This is a genomic window from Streptomyces sp. NPDC058683 (assembly GCF_042716195.1).
Taxonomy (GTDB): Bacteria; Actinomycetota; Actinomycetes; order Streptomycetales; family Streptomycetaceae; genus Streptomyces.
Genome location: NZ_JBHXSK010000086.1, coordinates 13920 through 31407 on the forward strand (window position 1 = coordinate 13920; position 17488 = coordinate 31407).

Here is a 17488-nt window from a genome sequence, read left to right on the forward strand (position 1 = left end):
TTGTCATAAAGCGGGGCTTCCTGCGAGAGTCGCCGGCGACCACACGGGCATCACGTGGTCGTTCGGGCGGCGGCCCAGGGCAGCCAGGCCCGCACCTCGAAACCGCCGTCGCCGAGGGCCCGGTGCTCCAGCCTGCCCCCGGCCAGCGTCGCACGTTCGGTCAGGCCGATCAGGCCCTGGCCCGAGCCGGGTACGTGCGGGGCCTCGGCCTCCGGGGCGGGGTTGTGCACGGTGATGTCCAGGCCGTCGCCGGGGGCTCCGGTGACGCGGACGGTGACCTCGGCGCCGGGGGCGTGTTTGCGGGCGTTGGTGAGGCCCTCCTGGGCGATGCGGTAGGCGGTGCGGCCGACGGAGGCGGGGACGGCCGACGGGTCGCCGACGTGGTTGTCGAGGGTGACCTTCATGCCGGCCTGGCGGGACTCGCCGACGAGCGCGTCGAGCGCGGCCAGGGTGGGCTGTGGCCGGCCGCCCGCCTCGTCGCCGTCGGCGGCGCGCAGGACGCCGATGATCTCGCGCAGGTCCTGGAGGGCCTCGTGGGCGCTCTCCCGGATCACCCCGGCCGCCCGGGCGATCTCCGCCTGGGGCGCGTCGGGACGGAACTCCAGGGCCCCGGCGTGCACGCTGAGCAGGGTCAGCCGGTGGGCGAGGACGTCGTGCATCTCGCGGGCGATGGCCTCCCGGGCCAGCCGCTGGGCCCGCTCGGCGCGCAGCCCGGCCTCGGTCTCGGCCCGCTGGGCGCGGTCGCGCAGGCTGACCATCAGCTGCCGCTTGGAGCGCACGAACATGCCGACGCTGATGACCAGGAGGCCGAACAGCACGACCAGGATGACGACGGCCAGATAAGGCAGGTCGGGGTCGGGGCGCAGCCAGTAGAAGAGCGGGACCAGCGCGAGGTTGACGCCGCCGATCCAGGCGACGTACCGGAACGGGCGGTGCACGGCGAGCGTGAACAGGGCGACCATGGCGGCGCCGCCCGCGGTGTCGGAGACGAAGCCGACCGGGATCATCGCGATCGCCAGGCCCATCGGCCAGCGGCGGCGCAGCCAGACCGCGGCGCAGGCCAGACCGCCGATGAGCTGGTCGGTGACCGCGAGGCCGTGCGAGACGTTCGGGTCCTGCCACAGCGTCTTCGCGGCGGCCGCGCCCAGGAGGACGGCGAGCAGGAAGCAGCTGAAGTCGACGAGCCAGTCACGCGCGGTGCGCCTGGGCCGCCGGCCGGCCGGGCCGGTGCCGGGATCGAGTTCATGGATCACGGCGGACGGGAAAAGCCACCGTCGCCGCTCGAACGTCCGTACCGAGATGTCACCGCTCACGGTCGACAAATCTACGCAGGACCGGACCGTGCCACCTCCCCGCGCACGGGATCGTCGACCAAAGTTGGGCTCGTATGGACTTTCGGCACGGCACGCGCGCGTGCGGGGCGACTTCCGGCGGGCACAACTCGCCCCGCGGCCGATGGCATGGGGGGAGGCCGCGGGGCGAGAGTCGTGCCGTGAAACAGCTGCTGGAACTGCTCGGATTCATCGCTCTGGTGCAGGGTGTGCTGGGCCTGCTGCACGAGTTCGCCCACTGGCACGTGGGTCTCCTGCAACGGCTCGGCTTCCTCGACGGCTACGGCGTCTACGCCGGCGTCGCACTGATCGTGCTGGCGATCGCGCTGTTCGCCGTCGCGGGGAGCCGGAGGTCCGGCTGAAACGCGGACCGGACCTCCGGCTGGTCGCGCCGTTCCTGGCGGCCGGCCGGTCGACTCGGCCAGGGACTCAGCAGCCGAAGTTGACCAGGTCGAACGTCACGTAGTGGTCCGCCGTGTAGTAGTCCTCCTGGGTCTTCTTGCCGGTCACGATGCGACGTGCTCCGCGCGTGGAAGAACCAGGCGTCTTCACGGTGTACTCGTGGTAGTAGCCGCTGGCCTGGCTGGGCAGCACGCCCTCCTGGTTGCGGAAGACGGTGCCGTCCTGCGAGTACGGGAACGGACCGCCCGACGCGATCAGGTCGAGCGTGTCGTACGCCTGCGACGGCAGGTCGCTGTAGCAGATACTGCCGACCGAGGCGGCCGCGGCGTCCGCCGTACCGGCGGTGACCGTACCGCCGACGAGGAGGGCGGACAGGACGACGCCGGCGGCGCCGACGCGGGTGATTCGTGGGGGGAATCTCATGGCTCCATGATGACGCGCGTAGACAGTGGCATGTCAATGACAAGTCTGAAGAATTTCCCGTCAAGTCCCCTGAGTTTTCAGGGAATTAACCTGGGGCCCGCGGCCTTCACGGGGCGGGCCCCGACCGGGTCAGGCGTTCGCGTCGGCGAGGTAGGAACCGTAGTCGGGGCGGCCCGCGAGGTCGTACGACTGGATGGAGACGCCCGCCGCGGTGACCCGGCCGCCGGTGTGCCGGAACTTCGTCGGCACGGTGACCTCGTCGAAGAAGCGGCGGCCGCTGCCCAGCACGACCGGGAACGTCAGCAGGTGGAGGGTGTCCACCAGTCCCAGGTCCAGCAGCGAGCGGACCAGCGCGCCGCTGCCGTGCGCCTGGAGTTCGCCGTCGGTGCGCTCCTTGAGGGCCGTGACCTCCTTGGCGAGGTCGCCGCCGAGGACCGTGGTGCCGGACCATCCGGGGTCGGTGAGGGTCGCGGACGGGACGTACTTCGGGAGCCCGTTGAGCTTGGCCGCGATCGGGTCGGCCGGGTCGGTGACGTGTGGCCAGAACGAGGCGAAGATGTCGTACGTACGGCGGCCGAGCAGGAAGGCACCGACCCGGTCGAAGACCTCGGTGACGAACCCGCCGAAGTCCGCGTCGCCGTAGGGGTGGCTCCAGCCGCCGTGGGTGAAGCCGCCGCTGGGGTCCTCCTCGGGGCCGCCGGGTGCCTGGTAGACGCCGTCGAGGGTGACGAACATGGTGGAGACGAGCTTGCCCATGAGGGGTGCCTGCTTCCTGGGGTGCGGTCTGTTGTCGTCAGCTCAGACCCCGCGGGCGCCCGCGACTCATCGGTCGTGATCGTCCGTACGGCACCTCACCCCGCGTGCGTCGAGAACAGTCCGCCGGTCGGGCCCTGCTTGTCGCCGCCCTGGGCCTTCTTCAGGGCGTTGGCGAGGCTCTCGATGGTGAGGGACTGCAGGATCACCCGGCCGTTGCCCTCCAGGGTGGCCAGGGAGAGGCCCTCGCCGCCGAAGACGGCGTTCATGAGGCCCTGGCGGTTGAGGCCGCCGACGCGCTGGACGCCGTACTGTATGCCCTCCTCGAAGGCGACGACACAGCCCGTGTCGACCTCGATACGGCCGCCGAAGTCGGCGGGGTTGAGGTCGATGAAGTTGCCCGCGCCGGCGATGATCACGGTGCCGTGGCCGGTGAACTTCTCCAGGATGAAGCCCTCGCCGCCGCTCATGCCGGTGCGGCCGCCCTGGAAGGCGATGCCGAACTCGACGGTGGACTCGGCCGCGACGAAGGCGTCCTTCTCGGCGAACCACGCGCGCGTGCCGTTGAGCTCCAGGGCGCGCATCTCGCCGGGCAGCACGCCGGCAAAGCCGACGGTGCCTTCTCCGCCCTGTGCGCTGAAGTACTGGAACGCCAGTGACTCGCCGGCGAGCATGCGCTGGCCGACCTGCATGGCGGTGCCCATGGCCTGGCGCAGCATGCCGCCCATGCCGCCGCCACCGCCCTGCGACTGGCCGCCGCCGTTCGGGCCGCCGAGCCGGGTCTCCATGGTCACGTTCGTGGTCTTGAACAGGAACTTTCCGGCTTCGCAGTAGACGGTCTGGCCGGGGTGCAGGTTGACGACCGCCATCTGCATGGCGTTGCCGACGATTTCTTGCTGAAGGGTCACGGGAAAAGAACGTAGCCGACGCTTCAGCGGTTCCCTCGCCCGCCCACCCGCCCGCAGCGCACGGGGCGCGGGTCTGCCGGGCGCGGGCGGGCGAAGAGGCGTCAGGCCAGTTCGCGGTGGCTTGTGGCCAGGGACGCCGCTCCTGCCTCTGTCGGCGTTCCGAACAGCCGCAGACGGGAGATTCCGCCGTCCGGGAAGATGTCCACGCGCGCGTGCGTGCCCACGGCCGGGGAAGCCAGGACGAAGCGGTGGTTCGTGTCCGGCTGGAGGCGGGTGCGCGGGAGGATCTCCCGCCAGTCGCCGTCAGCGCCGTCCTGGCCGTCCCGCACCGACACGGACGCCCAGCCCGCACTGTTGCCCTTCAGATACGCCGTGTCGATCTCGATCGCCCGGATCTGGGACTGGACCACCAGCCGGTAGCGGATCCAGTCGTTGCCCTGGTCGCGGCGGCGGCGCGTCTCCCAGCCGTCGTCCATCTTGCGGGAGCGGCCCGGCTGGATGGTGTTGGTGGCCGGCGAGTAGAAGAGGTTGGAGGCGTCCTCGACCTGGCCGCCGTTCTCCAGGGCGACCACGTCGAAGGTGCCCAGCGCCGACAGCCACTCGGGGTCCGGGACGACCTCGCCGTACACGCGCAGGCGGGCGATGCCGCCGTCGGGGTGCTGGTTGACGCGCAGGTGGGTGAAGCGCTGTTCGACGGAGACGGCGAAGCCGTTCGCCGCGTGGCCGCCCACCGGCGTGCGCGGGACGAGGGTCGTCCACTTCACGTCGTCGCCGAGGAGATCCGCGGGGGACGGGGAGCCGGGGACCGACGCGCCCTCGACCGACACCGCCTGCGGGTAGTTGCCCCGGAAGTGTGCCGTGTCGACGACGATCCCGCGGACGACGCCGGGGGCGCCGAGGCGGACCAGCGCCCAGTCGTGGTCCTCGGCCGTGGGCCAGGGGTGCCCGGCCGAGGCACCGCGGCGGCGGCGCGTCTCCCAGCCGTCCATGATCTTGCCCTTGTGCCCGAAGTGCTCGGGGTCGAACTCGGGCCGCCCGGGCACCAGCAGGTTCTCCCGCTGGGCGAAGAACTCGTCGTTGGCGGCGATGACCCCGGCGCCGAGCTGCCGGTCGGCGAGGTTGGCGTACTGGGTGAAGGGGAAGTCGGCGGTGCGGTAGTCGGCGTACGGGTCGCCGCCGGAGTAAGGGTGCGCGTCGCCGGTGAAGGTCGGGATCGCCGTCAAAGAAGTTTCCTCTCGGGTGTCGGCCGCTGCGGGTGCGGAAGCGAGCGGTGGTCAGGGGGTGCGGGTCAGCAGGCGTCCCTTCGGGGCCGTGAACGCGCCGTCCGCGACGATGCGTTCGCCGTGCAGCCAGGTGGACTTCACGACGCCGTACAGGGTCTTGCCCGCGTAGGCGGTGACCCGGTTGCGGTGCTGGAGGCCCGCCGGGTCCACGGTGAAGGTCTCGTCGGGCGCGAGGACGGCGAAGTCGGCGTCCCGGCCGGCCGCGATGGCGCCCTTGCGGCCGTCGAGACCGACGAGCGCGGCCGTGCGGGCCGACATCCAGCGGACCACGTCCTCAAGACCGTGGCCGCGCTTACGAGCCTCCGTCCACACAGCAGGGAGGCTGAGCTGGAGGCCGGAGATACCGCCCCACGCGGTCGCGAAGTCGGCGGTCTTCAGATCGGCGGTCGAGGGCGAGTGGTCGGTGACCACGCAGTCGATGGTGCCGTCGGCCAGCGCCTGCCAGAGCAGGTCCTGGTTGGCCGACTCACGGATCGGCGGGCAGCACTTGAACTCGCTGGCGCCGTCCGGGACTTCCTCCGCGGTGAGGGTGAGGTAGTGCGGGCAGGTCTCGACGGTGATCCGTACGCCGTCCCGCTTGGCCTCGGCGATCAGCGGCAGCGCGTCCGACGAGGACAGGTGCAGGACGTGCACGCGCGCGTGGAGGCGTTTGGCCTGGGCGATCAGCTGGGCGATCGCCGTGTCCTCGGCGTCGCGCGGACGCGAGGCCAGGAAGTCGGCGTACCTGGGGCCGCCGTGCTGCGGGGCGGCGGCCAGGTGGTGCGGGTCCTCGGCGTGCACGATCAGCAGGCCGTCGAAGGAGGTGATCTCCGCCAGGGACCGGGCGAGCTGCTCCTGGTCGAGATGCGGGAACTCGTCCACGCCGGACGGCGACAGGAACGCCTTGAAACCGAAGACCCCGGCGTCGTGCAGCGGGCGCAGATCCTTGACGTTGTCGGGCAGCGCGCCGCCCCAGAAGCCGACGTCCATGTGCGCCTTGTCGGCGGCGACCTCCTGTTTGACGCGGAGGTTGTCGACCGAGGTGGTCGGCGGGAGGGAGTTGAGTGGCATGTCGACGAGGGTGGTGATGCCGCCGGCCGCCGCCGCGCGGGTGGCGGTCCAGAAGCCCTCCCACTCGGTGCGGCCCGGGTCGTTCACATGCACATGGGTGTCGACCAGGCCGGGCAGCAGCACGTCGTCGCCGAAGTCCTCCAGACGGGCGCCCGTCGGGACGGCGGTGTCGTACGGCAGTACGGCCGTGATCGTCCCGGCGGACACGGCGACCGAGGCGGCCCGTGTCCCCTCCGGGGTGATGACGCGCGTCGAGCGCAGCACCAGTTCAGCGTCGGACACCCGGACCCCTCTCTCTGCCGCCGTTTTACTTCCGGGAAACGGGATTTACACCCATGTAACGGAATTCAACGTTCTGTTGAAGGAGTCTTCACTCCCACCCCCGCGCCGTCAAGGGCACACTGCTTCTCGAGGCCACACAGGCCCGCACTCTGGACGTTTCCACAAAGTGGAATTACAATTCCGTCAAGCAGAACGTAGCTACGCACAAACAGGGCGTCAACCGGCCGCCGGGTAGGCTTCTGCTCTTCTGCCCGGCCCGAAAGGCAGCCCCGAAAGGAACGCGCCGTGCCGACGTCCAGCGCCAGCACCACCGACTCCGCCAAGTCCAACGGCGGCGGCGTCCAGTCCCTCGAGCGCGCCTTCGATCTGCTGGAGCGGATGGCGGACGCGGGCGGCGAGGTCGGCCTCAGCGAGCTGTCCGCGAGCAGCGGGCTGCCGTTGCCGACGATCCACCGGCTGATGCGCACGCTGGTCGCCTGCGGCTATGTACGCCAGCAGCCCAACCGGCGGTACGCGCTCGGCCCGCGGCTGATCCGGCTCGGCGAGTCGGCGTCCCGGCTGCTGGGCACCTGGGCACGGCCGTACCTCGCGCGGCTGGTCGAGGAGACCGGCGAGACGGCGAACATGGCGCTGCTCGACGGGGACGAGATCGTGTACGTGGCGCAGGTGCCGTCGAAGCACTCGATGAGGATGTTCACCGAGGTCGGCCGGCGGGTGCTGCCGCACTCCACGGGGGTGGGCAAGGCGCTGCTGGCGGGCGTGCCGGACGCCGAGGTGCGGGCGCTGCTGGCGCGGACCGGGATGCCGGCGGCCACGGAGAAGACGATCACCACGCCGGAGGGGTTCCTGACCGCCCTGGCGGAGGTACGGCAGCTGGGGTACGCCGTGGACGACAACGAGCAGGAGGTCGGGGTGCGGTGCCTGGCGGTGTCCGTGCCGGACTCGCCCACCGCGGCGGCGATTTCGATCTCGGGGCCGGCGGGGCGGGTCACGGAGGCGGCGACGGAGAAGATCGTGCCGGTGCTGCAGCAGGTGGCGGTCGAGTTGTCCCAGGCGTTGGCGACTTCGGGCGCCTGAGGCCTGGGGACCACTTCGCCGTCGGCGGGTGCGCTGCCGCTGGTCGCGCCCACGCGGCGGGGCCGCGTGTCGATACGGCCCCGCGCCCCTGGTGGGCAGCCTCAGCGGCGTTTCAACGTCCGGGCTCCCCGAACAGGTCCACCGCCTGGCGTACGTCCGACAGGCCCCGGGACAGTGCGCTCACCGAGCCGATGGCTCCCGCGATCAGTAACAGGGAGCGGCGCAGGCGCGGGATCTCCGGCATGCCGCCGACGGCCATCGCCGCCAGGGCCGCCAGCTCGTCCTCGGCTATCGCACGGTCCGTGAACTCGGCCGGATGCGCGGCCAGTTCGCGGCGCAGTCGGGAGACCGCCGTCCGTAGTTCCGTCACCCTCGGATCCTCGTCACTGCCGGTCACTGGTCTCTGTCCCAAGCTCCGCAACACAGCTCTCCCCCCTCGCCCGTCGCCCCATGACGGTGGTCGGGCGCCCGGCGACGCGGGTCAGTAAACGCCCTCCCGTGCGCGACGCGCTACAGCGCGGACCGAAATTCAGCCCTGCGGAACCGGCCGCCCGCCCCGGCGTCGGGTATGCAGGACGCATGACGGACACCCATGACCAGATCGCCGGGCTGCTGCTCGCCGCCGGCGGTGGCAGACGGCTCGGCGGGCGGCCCAAGGCACTGCTCACGCATCGCGGGCGACCTCTGGTGGAGTACGCGGCAGGGGTGTTGCGCGCGGGCGGCTGCGGGCCGGTGCACGTGGTCCTGGGCGCCGCTGCGGACGACGTGCGGGAGCGGGCCGAGCTGGGCGGCTGCGTGGTCGTGGAGAACCCGGACTGGGCCGAGGGCATGGGGTCCTCGCTGCGGGTGGGGCTGGCGTCGCTCGCCGGGGCGGGGGTGCGGGCCGCGCTGGTGTCGCTGGTGGACCAGCCGGGGATCGGGGGTGCGGCGGTGGCGCGGGTGCTCGACGGATACCGGGACGAGGACTCGCTGGTGGCGGCCGCCTACGACGGGGTGCGCGGGCATCCCGTGCTGTTCGGCGCCCGGCACTGGCCGGGGATCGCCGCGAGCGCGACCGGGGACCGGGGCGCCCGCGCCTACCTCAAGGCCCATGAGGCGAGCATCGCGCTGGTCGAGTGCGGGGATGTGGCCGAGCCGTTCGACATCGACACCGAAGCGGATCTGGGCCACCTTGAGTGAACGGGATGGCACTGAGCGCCACCTTGGCTCGACCCGGAGAATCTCGACATCAACAAACCATTGAACTTCCACAATGAGGAAACTAGTATCCACTGTTCAGAAGCGCCCGACCCCTGATCGGGTGTGCTTCGCTCTACCCGGAACGACTGGCACCCGGTGCCACCGCTGAAGGAAGTGACAGCTCATGTCCGCACCAGCGCCGTCTCCGCTGGCCATCGTCGACGCCGAGCCCCTGCCCCGGCAGGAGGAGGTCCTCACCGACGCGGCGCTCGCCTTCGTCGCCGAGCTGCACCGGCGGTTCTCGCCGCGCCGTGCCGAACTCCTCGCCCGCCGGGCCGAGCGCCGCGCCGAGATCGCCCGCACCTCCACGCTCGACTTCCTCCCGGAGACCGCCGCGATCCGCGCGGACGACTCCTGGCGGGTGGCCCCCTCCCCCGAGGCGCTCAAGGACCGGCGCGTCGAGATCACCGGCCCCACCGACCGCAAGATGACCATCAACGCCCTCAACTCGGGCGCCCGAATCTGGCTCGCGGACTTCGAGGACGCCTCCGCGCCGACCTGGGAGAACGTCGTCCTGGGCCAGCTGAACCTGATCGACGCCTACACGCGGAACATCGACTTCACGGACTCCGGCTCGGGGAAGTCGTACGCCCTGCGCCCGGACGGGGAGCTGGCGACGGTCGTGATGCGGCCGCGCGGCTGGCATCTGAACGAGCGGCACATCGAGGTCGACGGCGAGCAGGTGCCCGGCGCCTTCGTCGACTTCGGGCTCTACTTCTTCCACAACGCGCAGCGGCTGCTCGACCTCGGCAAGGGGCCCTACTTCTACCTGCCGAAGACCGAGTCGCACCTCGAAGCCCGGCTCTGGAACGACGTGTTCGTCTTCGCCCAGGACCACGTCGGCATCCCGCAGGGCACCGTCCGTGCCACGGTGCTGATCGAGACGATCACGGCCGCGTACGAGATGGAGGAGATCCTCTACGAACTCCGCGACCACGCCTCGGGGTTGAACGCCGGCCGCTGGGACTACCTGTTCTCCATCGTGAAGAACTTCCGTGACGGCGGGCCCAGGTTCGTCCTGCCGGACCGCAACGCCGTGACGATGACCGCCCCGTTCATGCGGGCGTACACCGAACTCCTCGTCCGCACCTGCCACAAGCGCGGTGCGCACGCCATCGGCGGCATGGCGGCCTTCATCCCCTCCCGCCGGGACCCCGAGGTCAACAAGGTGGCCTTCGAGAAGGTCCGCGCCGACAAGGACCGTGAGGCGAACGACGGTTTCGACGGCTCCTGGGTCGCCCACCCCGACCTGGTCCCGATCGCCATGGAGTCCTTCGACCGGGTCCTCGGCGACAAGCCGAACCAGAAGGACCGGCTGCGCGAGGACGTCCACGTCGAGGCCGCCGACCTGATCGCGGTCGACTCGCTGGACGCCAGGCCGACCTACGCCGGTCTGGTCAACGCCGTCCAGGTCGGCATCCGTTACATCGAGGCCTGGCTGCGCGGCCTCGGCGCGGTGGCCATCTTCAACCTCATGGAGGACGCGGCCACCGCGGAGATCTCCCGCTCGCAGATCTGGCAGTGGATCAACGCGGGCGTCGAGTTCGAGAACGGCGAGAAGGCCACGCCGGAGCTGACCCGCAAGATCGCCGCCGAGGAGCTCGACGACATCCGCAAGGAGACCGGCGAGGCGGCCTTCGCGGCCGGCCACTGGCAGCAGGCCCACGACCTGCTGCTCACCGTCGCCCTCGACGACGACTACGCGGACTTCCTGACGCTGCCCGCGTACCAGCAGCTGCGCGGCTGATCCTCAGAGGCTCACTTGTCCGAGTGGCCCAGGGACTTGCCCGGGGCCACTCGGTCGCGTACGGCCTGCTTCACGGCCGTGGGCTCGGGGAAACCCTGTTCCCTGCGGTCCCAGACCACCTCGTCGTTCACCCGGACGACGAAGATGCCGCCCTTGCCGGGCTTCAGGGCCAGTTCGGTCAGCTCGGCCTCGAAGGTGGTGAGCAGTTCCTGCGCCAGCCAGGCCGCGCGGGGCAGCCAGCGGCACTGGGTGCAGTATTCGATCTCGACGCGCTGGCTGTCACTCATCCGAGGTGTACCGACCAATCCTGTTGAGCCGCGGGCTTGCCGTGCAGGTCGGGAACCTGCTTCAGCCAGGCCGGGCGTCCTTGCTGTGTCCTGGCCGCGCGGGCGGCCTCCTCGGCCGCGAGCTGGTCACGGCCCGGGAAATCGGTGGGAAGCCACTGTGCGGAGGACCGGACCCGGGCCAGCAGATAGCCGGCGTAGGCCTCGCGCATCTCCTCAGGCGTGCCGAAGTCGGTGAGCCAGGCGTCCGGGACCTCGGCGAGGGTGTCCCTGAGCAGCTCCTCGGTCACCCGGGGCGCGAGTTCGGCGTCGGCGGCCCGGGTGTCGGGGCCGTACCGGCCGAGGGCGTGGTGGCGGAAGTCGTAGGCCTTCTCGGGTACCGAGGTGTCCCAGCGGTGGTGGAAGACGAGGGCGGCGCCGTGGTCGATGAGCCACAGGTGCGGGGGTGCGGTGCCGAACGTCGGCCAGACCATGAGGTTGGAGCTGTGGACCGTACGGTCGACGTTGACGGTGAGCGCGTCCAGCCAGATGATCCGGCCGGCCTCCAGCGGGTCCACCGGGAAGACCTCGGCGATCTCCGGGGTGAAGTCCTTCGCGCCGGGCAGGAAGTCCATCCCGAGGTTCACCCCGGCGCTGGCCGCGTGCAGCTCGCGCACCTCCTGGTGCGGCTCGTGCCCGGCGATCGCCGGGTCGAAGTGCACGAGCACCAGTTCGGGGAAGCGCAGTCCCAGCGCCCGCGCCAGCTCCCCCACGATCACCTCGGCGACCAGTGCCTTGCGGCCCTGCGCGGAGCCGGTGAACTTCACGACGTACGTCCCGAGGTCGTCGGCCTCGACGATGCCGGGTACGGAGCCACCGGAGTGCAGGGGGGCGACGTACCGGGTAGCGGTAACCTCTCTCAGCATCTTCCAAGGCCCCATCGCTCGTTTTCCTCACATTCCACGGATTGCTCCACCGTGCTGCGATCCGGGCATGAAATGAGCATAGTAACCAAGCGTGACAGCCGGGCAGGAGCACCCGGGCCGCCACACCGGCACCACCCCGGACTCCGCCGCTGTCGGCGGCGGTTTGCGCTCCGGATACCAGCTGCGATTCTCTGGAACGGCTTCCGGTGTGGGCTGCAAGGGGCTCATCGGTCTCGGCCCGGGGACCTCGGGTTGGCGAACGGTTGTCCGAACCGGAATCCTACGCATCGCGCTGGACGACGATCATGGCCATGTCGTCGTTCAGCCGGCCGCCCGTGTACGCCCGGACGTCCGCGGCGAGCCGCTCGACCAGTGGACCGGGTGCCTTGTCCGCCCAGGCCGTGGCGCGCTCGGCGAGCGGATAGAAGTCGCCGTCGGCGTTCCGGGCCTCGCTGACGCCGTCGGTGTACAGGACCAGCCTGTCGCCGTGCTCGAACGGGAAGGTCGCCGGCACGTAGCAGGCGCCGGGACTGTCCGTGCAGTCCGCGTCGGCGGGCCACACGTCCAGGCCGAGCGGGGGCGACGGCTCGGGGACCGTCAGTGCCAGCGCAGTCCTGGTGAGGCCGCGCAGCAGGAGGGGTGGCGGGTGCCCGCAGCTGATCAGATGCACCACGGGCTCGTCGTCCGGGATGTCCATGACGGCGGCGGTCACGAAGCGCTCGGCGGCGTCCTCCGTCGGCTCCGCGAACTCCGCGAGTCCCCACCGGACGGCGTCCTCGATGTAGGCGACCAGCTCCGGCAGCGGGATCCGGCGGTGTGCGGCGGCGCGGAAGGCGCCCAGCACGATCGCCGTGTCGCTGATGGAGGGGAGCCCCTTGCCCCGGACGTCCCCGATGAGCAGCCGCGTGGCGCCGGGGATCCGGGCGGCGGCGTACAGGTCGCCGCCGATGGTCGCGTCCGCTTCGGCGCTGCGGTACTGCGAGGCGAGAGTGACGGGTCCGGCGCGCTGCGGCAGCGGCCGCAGTACGACGCGCTGTGCCGCGTCGGACACCGAGCGCGCCCGGGCGAGCTCGCGCTCGCGCCGGTCCCGTAGACGGGTGAAGAGGACGAGGAAGGCGCAGACGGCGAGGAGGGCGGAGAGTTCGACGAGGACGCTCTCGGTGGTCAGTGACCGTCGTTCCAGGCCGGCGAAGACCAGTGCGGCGACCGCCAGTGCCCCGATCAGCGCGGTGGCGAGCGGCCCGGCGCCGACCGCGGTGACCGCCACGGCGACGACGAGGAGGTGGGCGAGATGGATGTCGGGCGGCAGGAACCCGTCGGCCACCGGGATCGCGATGATCAGCAGGAGGGGACCGACCAGCCACAGAGGTCGCGCCGAACGACGCCAGGTCCGCAGGGTCTCCACCACAGATGCAGTGATCATCGCAGCGCTCACGTCGTGCTCCGGTGCTCGTCGTCCATCACGCACCAACACATGCCGACATGTCTCCCATTCCCGGGCATGGTCTCCGGTGATCGTTCGGCTGCGTCCAGCGTCGTGGTGGCCGGCGGCAGATCGCCGGCTTCCGGCCACCCGGTGTGGTTCGCCGCCTTGGCGGCGACGCCGCTACCCGATCCGCTCGGCCGCCTTCTCCGCGATCATGATCGTGGGCGCGTTGGTGTTTCCGCTGATGACAGTCGGCATGACCGAGGCGTCGACGACGCGGAGTCGCTCGACTCCGTGGACCTCCAGGTCCGCGTTGACGACGGAGTCGGCTCCGGTTCCCATGGCGCAGGTGCCCACCGGGTGGTACGCCGTGGCACTCCACCTGCGGACGTACTCTTCGAGGGCCGCGTCGTCCATGCCGTCCATGCCGTCCAGACGGTCCGGGCCGTCGTCGGCCGGCAGGTACGACCGCGCCAGGTGTGCGGCGAACGGTGCCTGGTGGGCGATGCCCATGACCGCTCGGAGTCCGGCGACCATGACCGACATGTCCGCGGGTACGTCGAAGTACCGGGGATCGATCAGCGGTGGGGCCTGGGGATCGGCCGACGCGAGACGGACGGTGCCGCGGGTCCGCGGGTTCAGGGGGCAGCAGTTCATCGTGAAGACCGGCCGGTCGGGTACTTCCGCACCACTGAGAATGAGCGCCGTGGCCCCTCCCACCAGCTGGACGTCAGGGCGGCCGGTGCCGTCCGTGACGTTGAGGAAGGCGCCGACCTCGCCGTAGTTGGAGGCGAAGGGCCCGTCGCCGTGGGCGCGCCACCGTTCGAGGTTGTCCGGGGTGAGCAGGTCCCGGACGATGTCGGTGGAGTCGCGGGTCTCCCACACGAGGGGAGCCATCACATGGTCCTGGAGGTTCCGCCCGACCCCCGGCAGGGGGACACGGACGTCTATCCCCACGTCGTGCAGCTCGCCGGGATCGCCTATGCCCGACAGGAGCAGCAGCTGGGGCGAGTTGACGGATCCGCCGCAGAGCAGGATCTCCCGGTCGGCGTGGACCACCCGCTCCTGTCCGTCCCGGAGGTAGGTGACGCCGACCGCGCGTGATCCGTCGAGTGTGATCCCCGTTGCCATGGCGCCGGTGCGTACCGTGAGATTGGGTCGGTCGAGGGCCGGGCGGAGATAGGCGTCGGCCGCGGACCACCGCCGCCCGTGACGGCATGTCACCTGGTAGAGGCCGGCGCCGGCCGGGGACGCACCCGCGAAGTCGTCGTTGGGGTCCAGTCCCCACGCCACGGAGGCGTCCAGCCAGCACTGGGAGAGTTCGTGGGTGTAGACGCGGTCCTCGACGTGCAGGGGTCCGTCCGAACCGTGGTAGGGCTCGCCGAGGCGGTGGTTCGACTCGGACTTCACGAAATACGGCAGGACGTCGTCGTAGCCCCAGCCCTTCGCGCCGTGCTCGTCACGCCAGCCGTCGTAGTCGTGCCGGTTGCCCCGGGTGTAGATCATGACGTTGGTGGATGACGAGCCGCCCAGTGTCCTGCCCCGGGGCCAGGCGAAGGTACGCCCCGGCCGGGGTTGTTCGACCGTCCGGTAGCTCCAGTCGGCATGCGATCCGAAGAGCATTCCGAGCGCGGCCGGAATGTGGATGAGTTCGTCGGTGTCGGGGCCGCCCGCTTCGAGGAGCAGCACGCGGACGCGGTCGTCGCGGCTCAGGCGGTCGGCGAGCACGCAACCGGCGCTGCCGGCGCCCACGACGACGTAGTCGAATCCTTCGGTTCCGGTGGACGTCATGCTCGCTCCCTCGTCCGGCGAACGGCCGTCGTGTCAGGGGTGGTAGATCGACTGGACCTGCTGGTACGCCTGAAGCCCCTCGGGCCCCAGTTCGGTGCCGAGTCCGCTGGCCTTCCTGCCTCCGTAGGGAGAGGTGAGGTCGGGGAGATAGCCGTTGAGCCCGACGGTGCCGGTCCGGATCCGGCGGGCCACCCGGGCACCGTGGTCCAGGTCCTTGGTCCAGACCGTGCCGGCGAGGCCGTAGACCGACTCGTTCGCCAGGCGCACCGCCTCGTCCTCGCCGTCGTAGGGCGTGATCGTGAGGACCGGCCCGAAGATCTCCTCCTGCGCGATGGTCGACGCGTTCTCGACGTCGGCGAACACGGTGGGTTCGACGAACCAGCCTCGGTCGAGGCCGGCCGGCCGGCCTCCTCCGGTGGTGAGCCGGGCCCCCTCGTTGAGGCCGGTCTTGATGTAACCCAGGACGCGTTCGCGCTGGCGCCGGCTGACCAGCGGGCCGATCTGGGTGCCGGGGTCGAGCGCGTCACCGACTACGGCGTCACGGGCCATCGCCGTACAGAACTCCACCACTTCCCGATACCTGCTGCGGGGGGCCAGGATCCTGGAACTCGCGTAACAGGTCTGACCGTTGTTCAGCAGACTGGCCATGAAGAACTGCTCCGCGTTCGCGGCGAGATCGGCGTCGTCGAGGACGACGGCGGCGGACCTGCCGCCCAGTTCCAGGGTCACCGGCCGCAGCAACTCAGCACAGGCGGCGGCCACTTGGCGCCCCGCCCTGGTGGATCCGGTGAACGACACCTTGTCCACGTCAGGATGGGAGACCAGATACGCGCCGATGTCGCGGCCGCCCGGCACGATGTTGATCACGCCGTCGGGGATGCCCGCTTCCTCGACCGCCTGCGCCAGCAGCACCGAGTCGAGGACCGTCTCCGGCGCGGGTTTGAGGACGAGCACGCAACCGGCCGCCAGAGCCGGGGCCACCTTGAAGAAGGCGATGGTCTGAGGGAAGTTCCAGGTCATGATGGCGGCTACGACGCCCGCGGGTTCCCGGCGGACCAGGGTGGTGCCGCGGGGCAGTCCGGTACGCAGTTCCTCGCCCGGCATGCTGTCGGCCAGAGCCGCGTAATAGCGCAGCAGGGCTGACGGCACCACGCCTTCGAAGGACCGGGCGACAGTGATCGGCATGCCGTTCTGCGCGCTGACGGCGTCGGACGTCGCCCCCTTCCTGGCATCGAGCGCAGCCGCGAGACGGATCATGGCGGCCGCGCGGCGTTCGGTGCTCCAGGAGGCCCAGCCGGCCGGTGCGTCGAACGCGGCACGAGCGGCCCTGACCGCCCGGTCGATGTCGCCCTGGGAACCGTCCGGTACCGCACCGAGGTGATCGCCGGTACTGGCGGACACGGCGTTGATGACGCGGTCGCCGGACGCGTGCACCCAGCGTCCGCCGATGAACAGATGTGTGGGATCCATGGTGAACTCTCCCCACGGCATGGCCCTGGGACCACGGCACTCCGTGGTGTTCGATACGTGGATGACCAGCGGGCACGGGGGTGCTCAGCACGGGACGCAGGCCGCTGCCGGTCATGACTTTCCTACGCGGTGGCCCGGCGCGTCGAACCTGCGGGCGGGCCGCGTCTGCGACGCCCCTTGCGACCGGTATCGGCCTCGCGAGGAGCGCTTTCACGGTTCACGACTGAATAAATGCGACGTTACACCCATCTGGGGTAATACACCACCAGATGGGTAGAACACCGGAGAGGTGGTGCAGCATGAGGACCTACGGCGGAGCAACGGCGGACCAGCGCGCATCGCTCCGCCGTCGGCGTCTCATGGAGAGCGGCCTCGAACTCTTCTCCAGCCAGGGATACGCCCACACGTCGATCAGTGCGGTACTCCGCCACGCCGGGCTGAAGGACAGGTACTTCACGGAGAGCTTCACCTCGCTCGACGATCTCATGGCAGCGATCATCAGAGACATCTACGAGGAGCAGATCGCCCGATGCGCCGAGGCGATCGACACGGACCAGCCGCTGCGCGACCGGGCTCGGAACATGATCGACGTCATCGTCGGGCTCCCTCTGCAGGACCCGAGGAAAGGGCGCGTCAAACTCGCGGAGTCCCTGGGTGCCGGTCCCCTCACAGCACACGAACGACGGCTGGGTCTGCAGCGCATGAGCGGCCTCGTGGACTCCCTCCTGAGGGAAGAGCTTCACGATCCCCGGATCGACACCGCCCCCCTGTCCGTGGCCGTCGTGGGCGCGGTCAGCGAGATGCTGCTGAGCTGGTTCGGCGGAGTACTGAACATTTCACGGGAGGAGCTGGTGGACCAGGGTCTTCTCCTCTTCGAGGCCATCACCCAGCACGCCTCGGCGACATCCCGAGAATGACAGCGCAATCGGACCGTGGCCTCCGGCGGCGCCCTGGCCTGTCGCCCGGCTCACCCGGCTCGCTCGACTTACCCGGCGGGAAATCGGTCGCCGAACATCGGCCATCCGCCCGCGGATTCCGATCGGGTCGCCTCTTCCTCCCAGACATCCCAGTGCTCGGCGAGCTTGCCGTCCTCGATACGGACCACGTCGGCGACCAC

General features: G+C 70.6%; 17 protein-coding genes. 5 read left to right on the forward strand and 12 right to left on the reverse strand.

Annotated elements, in window-relative coordinates; genetic code table 11:
- Positions 1–50: 50 nt before the first annotated feature.
- The gene (locus ACFWXC_RS50170; protein ID WP_384490521.1) at positions 51–1322 is read right to left on the reverse strand and encodes a histidine kinase; all 1272 of its coding nucleotides are present in this window, start codon (positions 1320–1322) and stop codon (positions 51–53) included.
- A gap of 170 nt (positions 1323–1492) precedes the next feature.
- On the opposite strand from ACFWXC_RS50170, the gene ACFWXC_RS50175 reads away from it, so the two are divergent.
- The gene (locus ACFWXC_RS50175; protein WP_384490523.1) at positions 1493–1693 is read left to right on the forward strand and encodes a hypothetical protein; all 201 of its coding nucleotides are present in this window, start codon (positions 1493–1495) and stop codon (positions 1691–1693) included.
- Positions 1694–1760: 67 nt separating this feature from the next.
- Here ACFWXC_RS50175 and ACFWXC_RS50180 read toward each other — a convergent pair whose 3' ends face one another.
- The 5 genes from ACFWXC_RS50180 to allB all read right to left on the reverse strand — a co-directional run bounded on the left by ACFWXC_RS50180 (position 1761) and on the right by allB (position 6432).
- Entirely contained in the window at positions 1761–2156 is a 396-nt protein-coding gene (locus tag ACFWXC_RS50180; protein ID WP_384490525.1) for a ribonuclease domain-containing protein, read from the reverse strand.
- Positions 2157–2285: 129 nt separating this feature from the next.
- Positions 2286–2912 (reverse strand): dihydrofolate reductase family protein, encoded by a 627-nt coding sequence (locus ACFWXC_RS50185; RefSeq protein ID WP_384490527.1) that lies wholly within the window; start codon positions 2910–2912, stop codon positions 2286–2288.
- A 95-nt stretch (positions 2913–3007) separates the two neighbouring features.
- Entirely contained in the window at positions 3008–3817 is an 810-nt protein-coding gene (locus ACFWXC_RS50190; protein ID WP_384490529.1) for an AIM24 family protein, read from the reverse strand.
- Positions 3818–3918: 101 nt separating this feature from the next.
- A complete protein-coding gene (gene alc / locus ACFWXC_RS50195) occupies positions 3919–5040 on the reverse strand; it encodes an allantoicase (protein WP_384490531.1) in 1122 nt (373 codons plus the stop codon).
- A gap of 51 nt (positions 5041–5091) precedes the next feature.
- Positions 5092–6432 (reverse strand): allantoinase AllB, encoded by a 1341-nt coding sequence (allB, locus tag ACFWXC_RS50200; protein WP_384490533.1) that lies wholly within the window; start codon positions 6430–6432, stop codon positions 5092–5094.
- Between the two features lie 285 nt (positions 6433–6717).
- Between allB and ACFWXC_RS50205 the strand changes: the two genes are divergently transcribed.
- Complete coding sequence (locus tag ACFWXC_RS50205; protein ID WP_384490535.1) at positions 6718–7509, forward strand: IclR family transcriptional regulator; 792 nt, start codon at positions 6718–6720, stop codon at positions 7507–7509.
- Positions 7510–7621: 112 nt separating this feature from the next.
- On the opposite strand, the gene ACFWXC_RS50210 is transcribed toward ACFWXC_RS50205, so the two are convergent.
- On the reverse strand, positions 7622–7933 hold the full coding sequence (locus tag ACFWXC_RS50210; protein WP_384490537.1) for a DUF5955 family protein: 312 nt from the start codon (positions 7931–7933) through the stop codon (positions 7622–7624).
- Between the two features lie 155 nt (positions 7934–8088).
- Here ACFWXC_RS50210 and ACFWXC_RS50215 point away from each other — a divergent pair, with 155 nt between their 5' ends.
- Both ACFWXC_RS50215 and aceB read left to right on the forward strand, forming a co-directional pair.
- The gene (locus ACFWXC_RS50215) at positions 8089–8688 is read left to right on the forward strand and encodes an NTP transferase domain-containing protein (RefSeq protein WP_384490539.1); all 600 of its coding nucleotides are present in this window, start codon (positions 8089–8091) and stop codon (positions 8686–8688) included.
- Positions 8689–8872: 184 nt separating this feature from the next.
- Positions 8873–10495 (forward strand): malate synthase A, encoded by a 1623-nt coding sequence (aceB, locus tag ACFWXC_RS50220; protein WP_384490541.1) that lies wholly within the window; start codon positions 8873–8875, stop codon positions 10493–10495.
- Positions 10496–10506: 11 nt separating this feature from the next.
- Here aceB and ACFWXC_RS50225 read toward each other — a convergent pair whose 3' ends face one another.
- From ACFWXC_RS50225 to ACFWXC_RS50245, 5 genes are all read right to left on the reverse strand, one after another.
- A complete protein-coding gene (locus tag ACFWXC_RS50225) occupies positions 10507–10782 on the reverse strand; it encodes a SelT/SelW/SelH family protein (RefSeq protein ID WP_360475128.1) in 276 nt (91 codons plus the stop codon).
- Entirely contained in the window at positions 10779–11684 is a 906-nt protein-coding gene (locus ACFWXC_RS50230; protein WP_384490543.1) for a HipA family kinase, read from the reverse strand. The genes ACFWXC_RS50225 and ACFWXC_RS50230 overlap by 4 nt, the downstream gene beginning before the upstream one ends.
- A 280-nt stretch (positions 11685–11964) precedes the next feature.
- Complete coding sequence (locus ACFWXC_RS50235; protein ID WP_384490545.1) at positions 11965–13107, reverse strand: PP2C family protein-serine/threonine phosphatase; 1143 nt, start codon at positions 13105–13107, stop codon at positions 11965–11967.
- A gap of 183 nt (positions 13108–13290) precedes the next feature.
- Positions 13291–14901 carry a GMC family oxidoreductase gene (locus ACFWXC_RS50240; RefSeq protein ID WP_384490547.1) on the reverse strand — a complete coding sequence of 537 codons (1611 nt, stop codon included), beginning with the start codon at positions 14899–14901 and terminating at the stop codon, positions 13291–13293.
- Positions 14902–14934: 33 nt separating this feature from the next.
- Complete coding sequence (locus ACFWXC_RS50245; protein WP_384490549.1) at positions 14935–16371, reverse strand: aldehyde dehydrogenase; 1437 nt, start codon at positions 16369–16371, stop codon at positions 14935–14937.
- Positions 16372–16670: 299 nt separating this feature from the next.
- On the opposite strand from ACFWXC_RS50245, the gene ACFWXC_RS50250 reads away from it, so the two are divergent.
- On the forward strand, positions 16671–17288 hold the full coding sequence (locus ACFWXC_RS50250) for a TetR/AcrR family transcriptional regulator (protein ID WP_384490551.1): 618 nt from the start codon (positions 16671–16673) through the stop codon (positions 17286–17288).
- The last annotated feature ends 200 nt before the right edge of the window (positions 17289–17488 follow it).

What these genes read in the sequence shown, in the direction of transcription:
- ACFWXC_RS50180 (WP_384490525.1), bottom strand. Translation starts at nt 2,156, where the DNA reads ATGAGATTCCCCCCACGAATCACCCGCGTCGGCGCCGCCGGCGTCGTC.
- ACFWXC_RS50215 (WP_384490539.1), top strand. Translation starts at nt 8,089, where the DNA reads ATGACGGACACCCATGACCAGATCGCCGGGCTGCTGCTCGCCGCCGGC.
- ACFWXC_RS50230 (WP_384490543.1), bottom strand. Translation starts at nt 11,684, where the DNA reads ATGCTGAGAGAGGTTACCGCTACCCGGTACGTCGCCCCCCTGCACTCC.
- ACFWXC_RS50245 (WP_384490549.1), bottom strand. Translation starts at nt 16,371, where the DNA reads ATGGATCCCACACATCTGTTCATCGGCGGACGCTGGGTGCACGCGTCC.
- ACFWXC_RS50235 (WP_384490545.1), bottom strand. Translation starts at nt 13,107, where the DNA reads ATGATCACTGCATCTGTGGTGGAGACCCTGCGGACCTGGCGTCGTTCG.
- ACFWXC_RS50240 (WP_384490547.1), bottom strand. Translation starts at nt 14,901, where the DNA reads ATGACGTCCACCGGAACCGAAGGATTCGACTACGTCGTCGTGGGCGCC.
- ACFWXC_RS50250 (WP_384490551.1), top strand. Translation starts at nt 16,671, where the DNA reads ATGAGGACCTACGGCGGAGCAACGGCGGACCAGCGCGCATCGCTCCGC.
- ACFWXC_RS50185 (WP_384490527.1), bottom strand. Translation starts at nt 2,912, where the DNA reads ATGGGCAAGCTCGTCTCCACCATGTTCGTCACCCTCGACGGCGTCTAC.
- aceB (WP_384490541.1), top strand. Translation starts at nt 8,873, where the DNA reads ATGTCCGCACCAGCGCCGTCTCCGCTGGCCATCGTCGACGCCGAGCCC.
- ACFWXC_RS50225 (WP_360475128.1), bottom strand. Translation starts at nt 10,782, where the DNA reads ATGAGTGACAGCCAGCGCGTCGAGATCGAATACTGCACCCAGTGCCGC.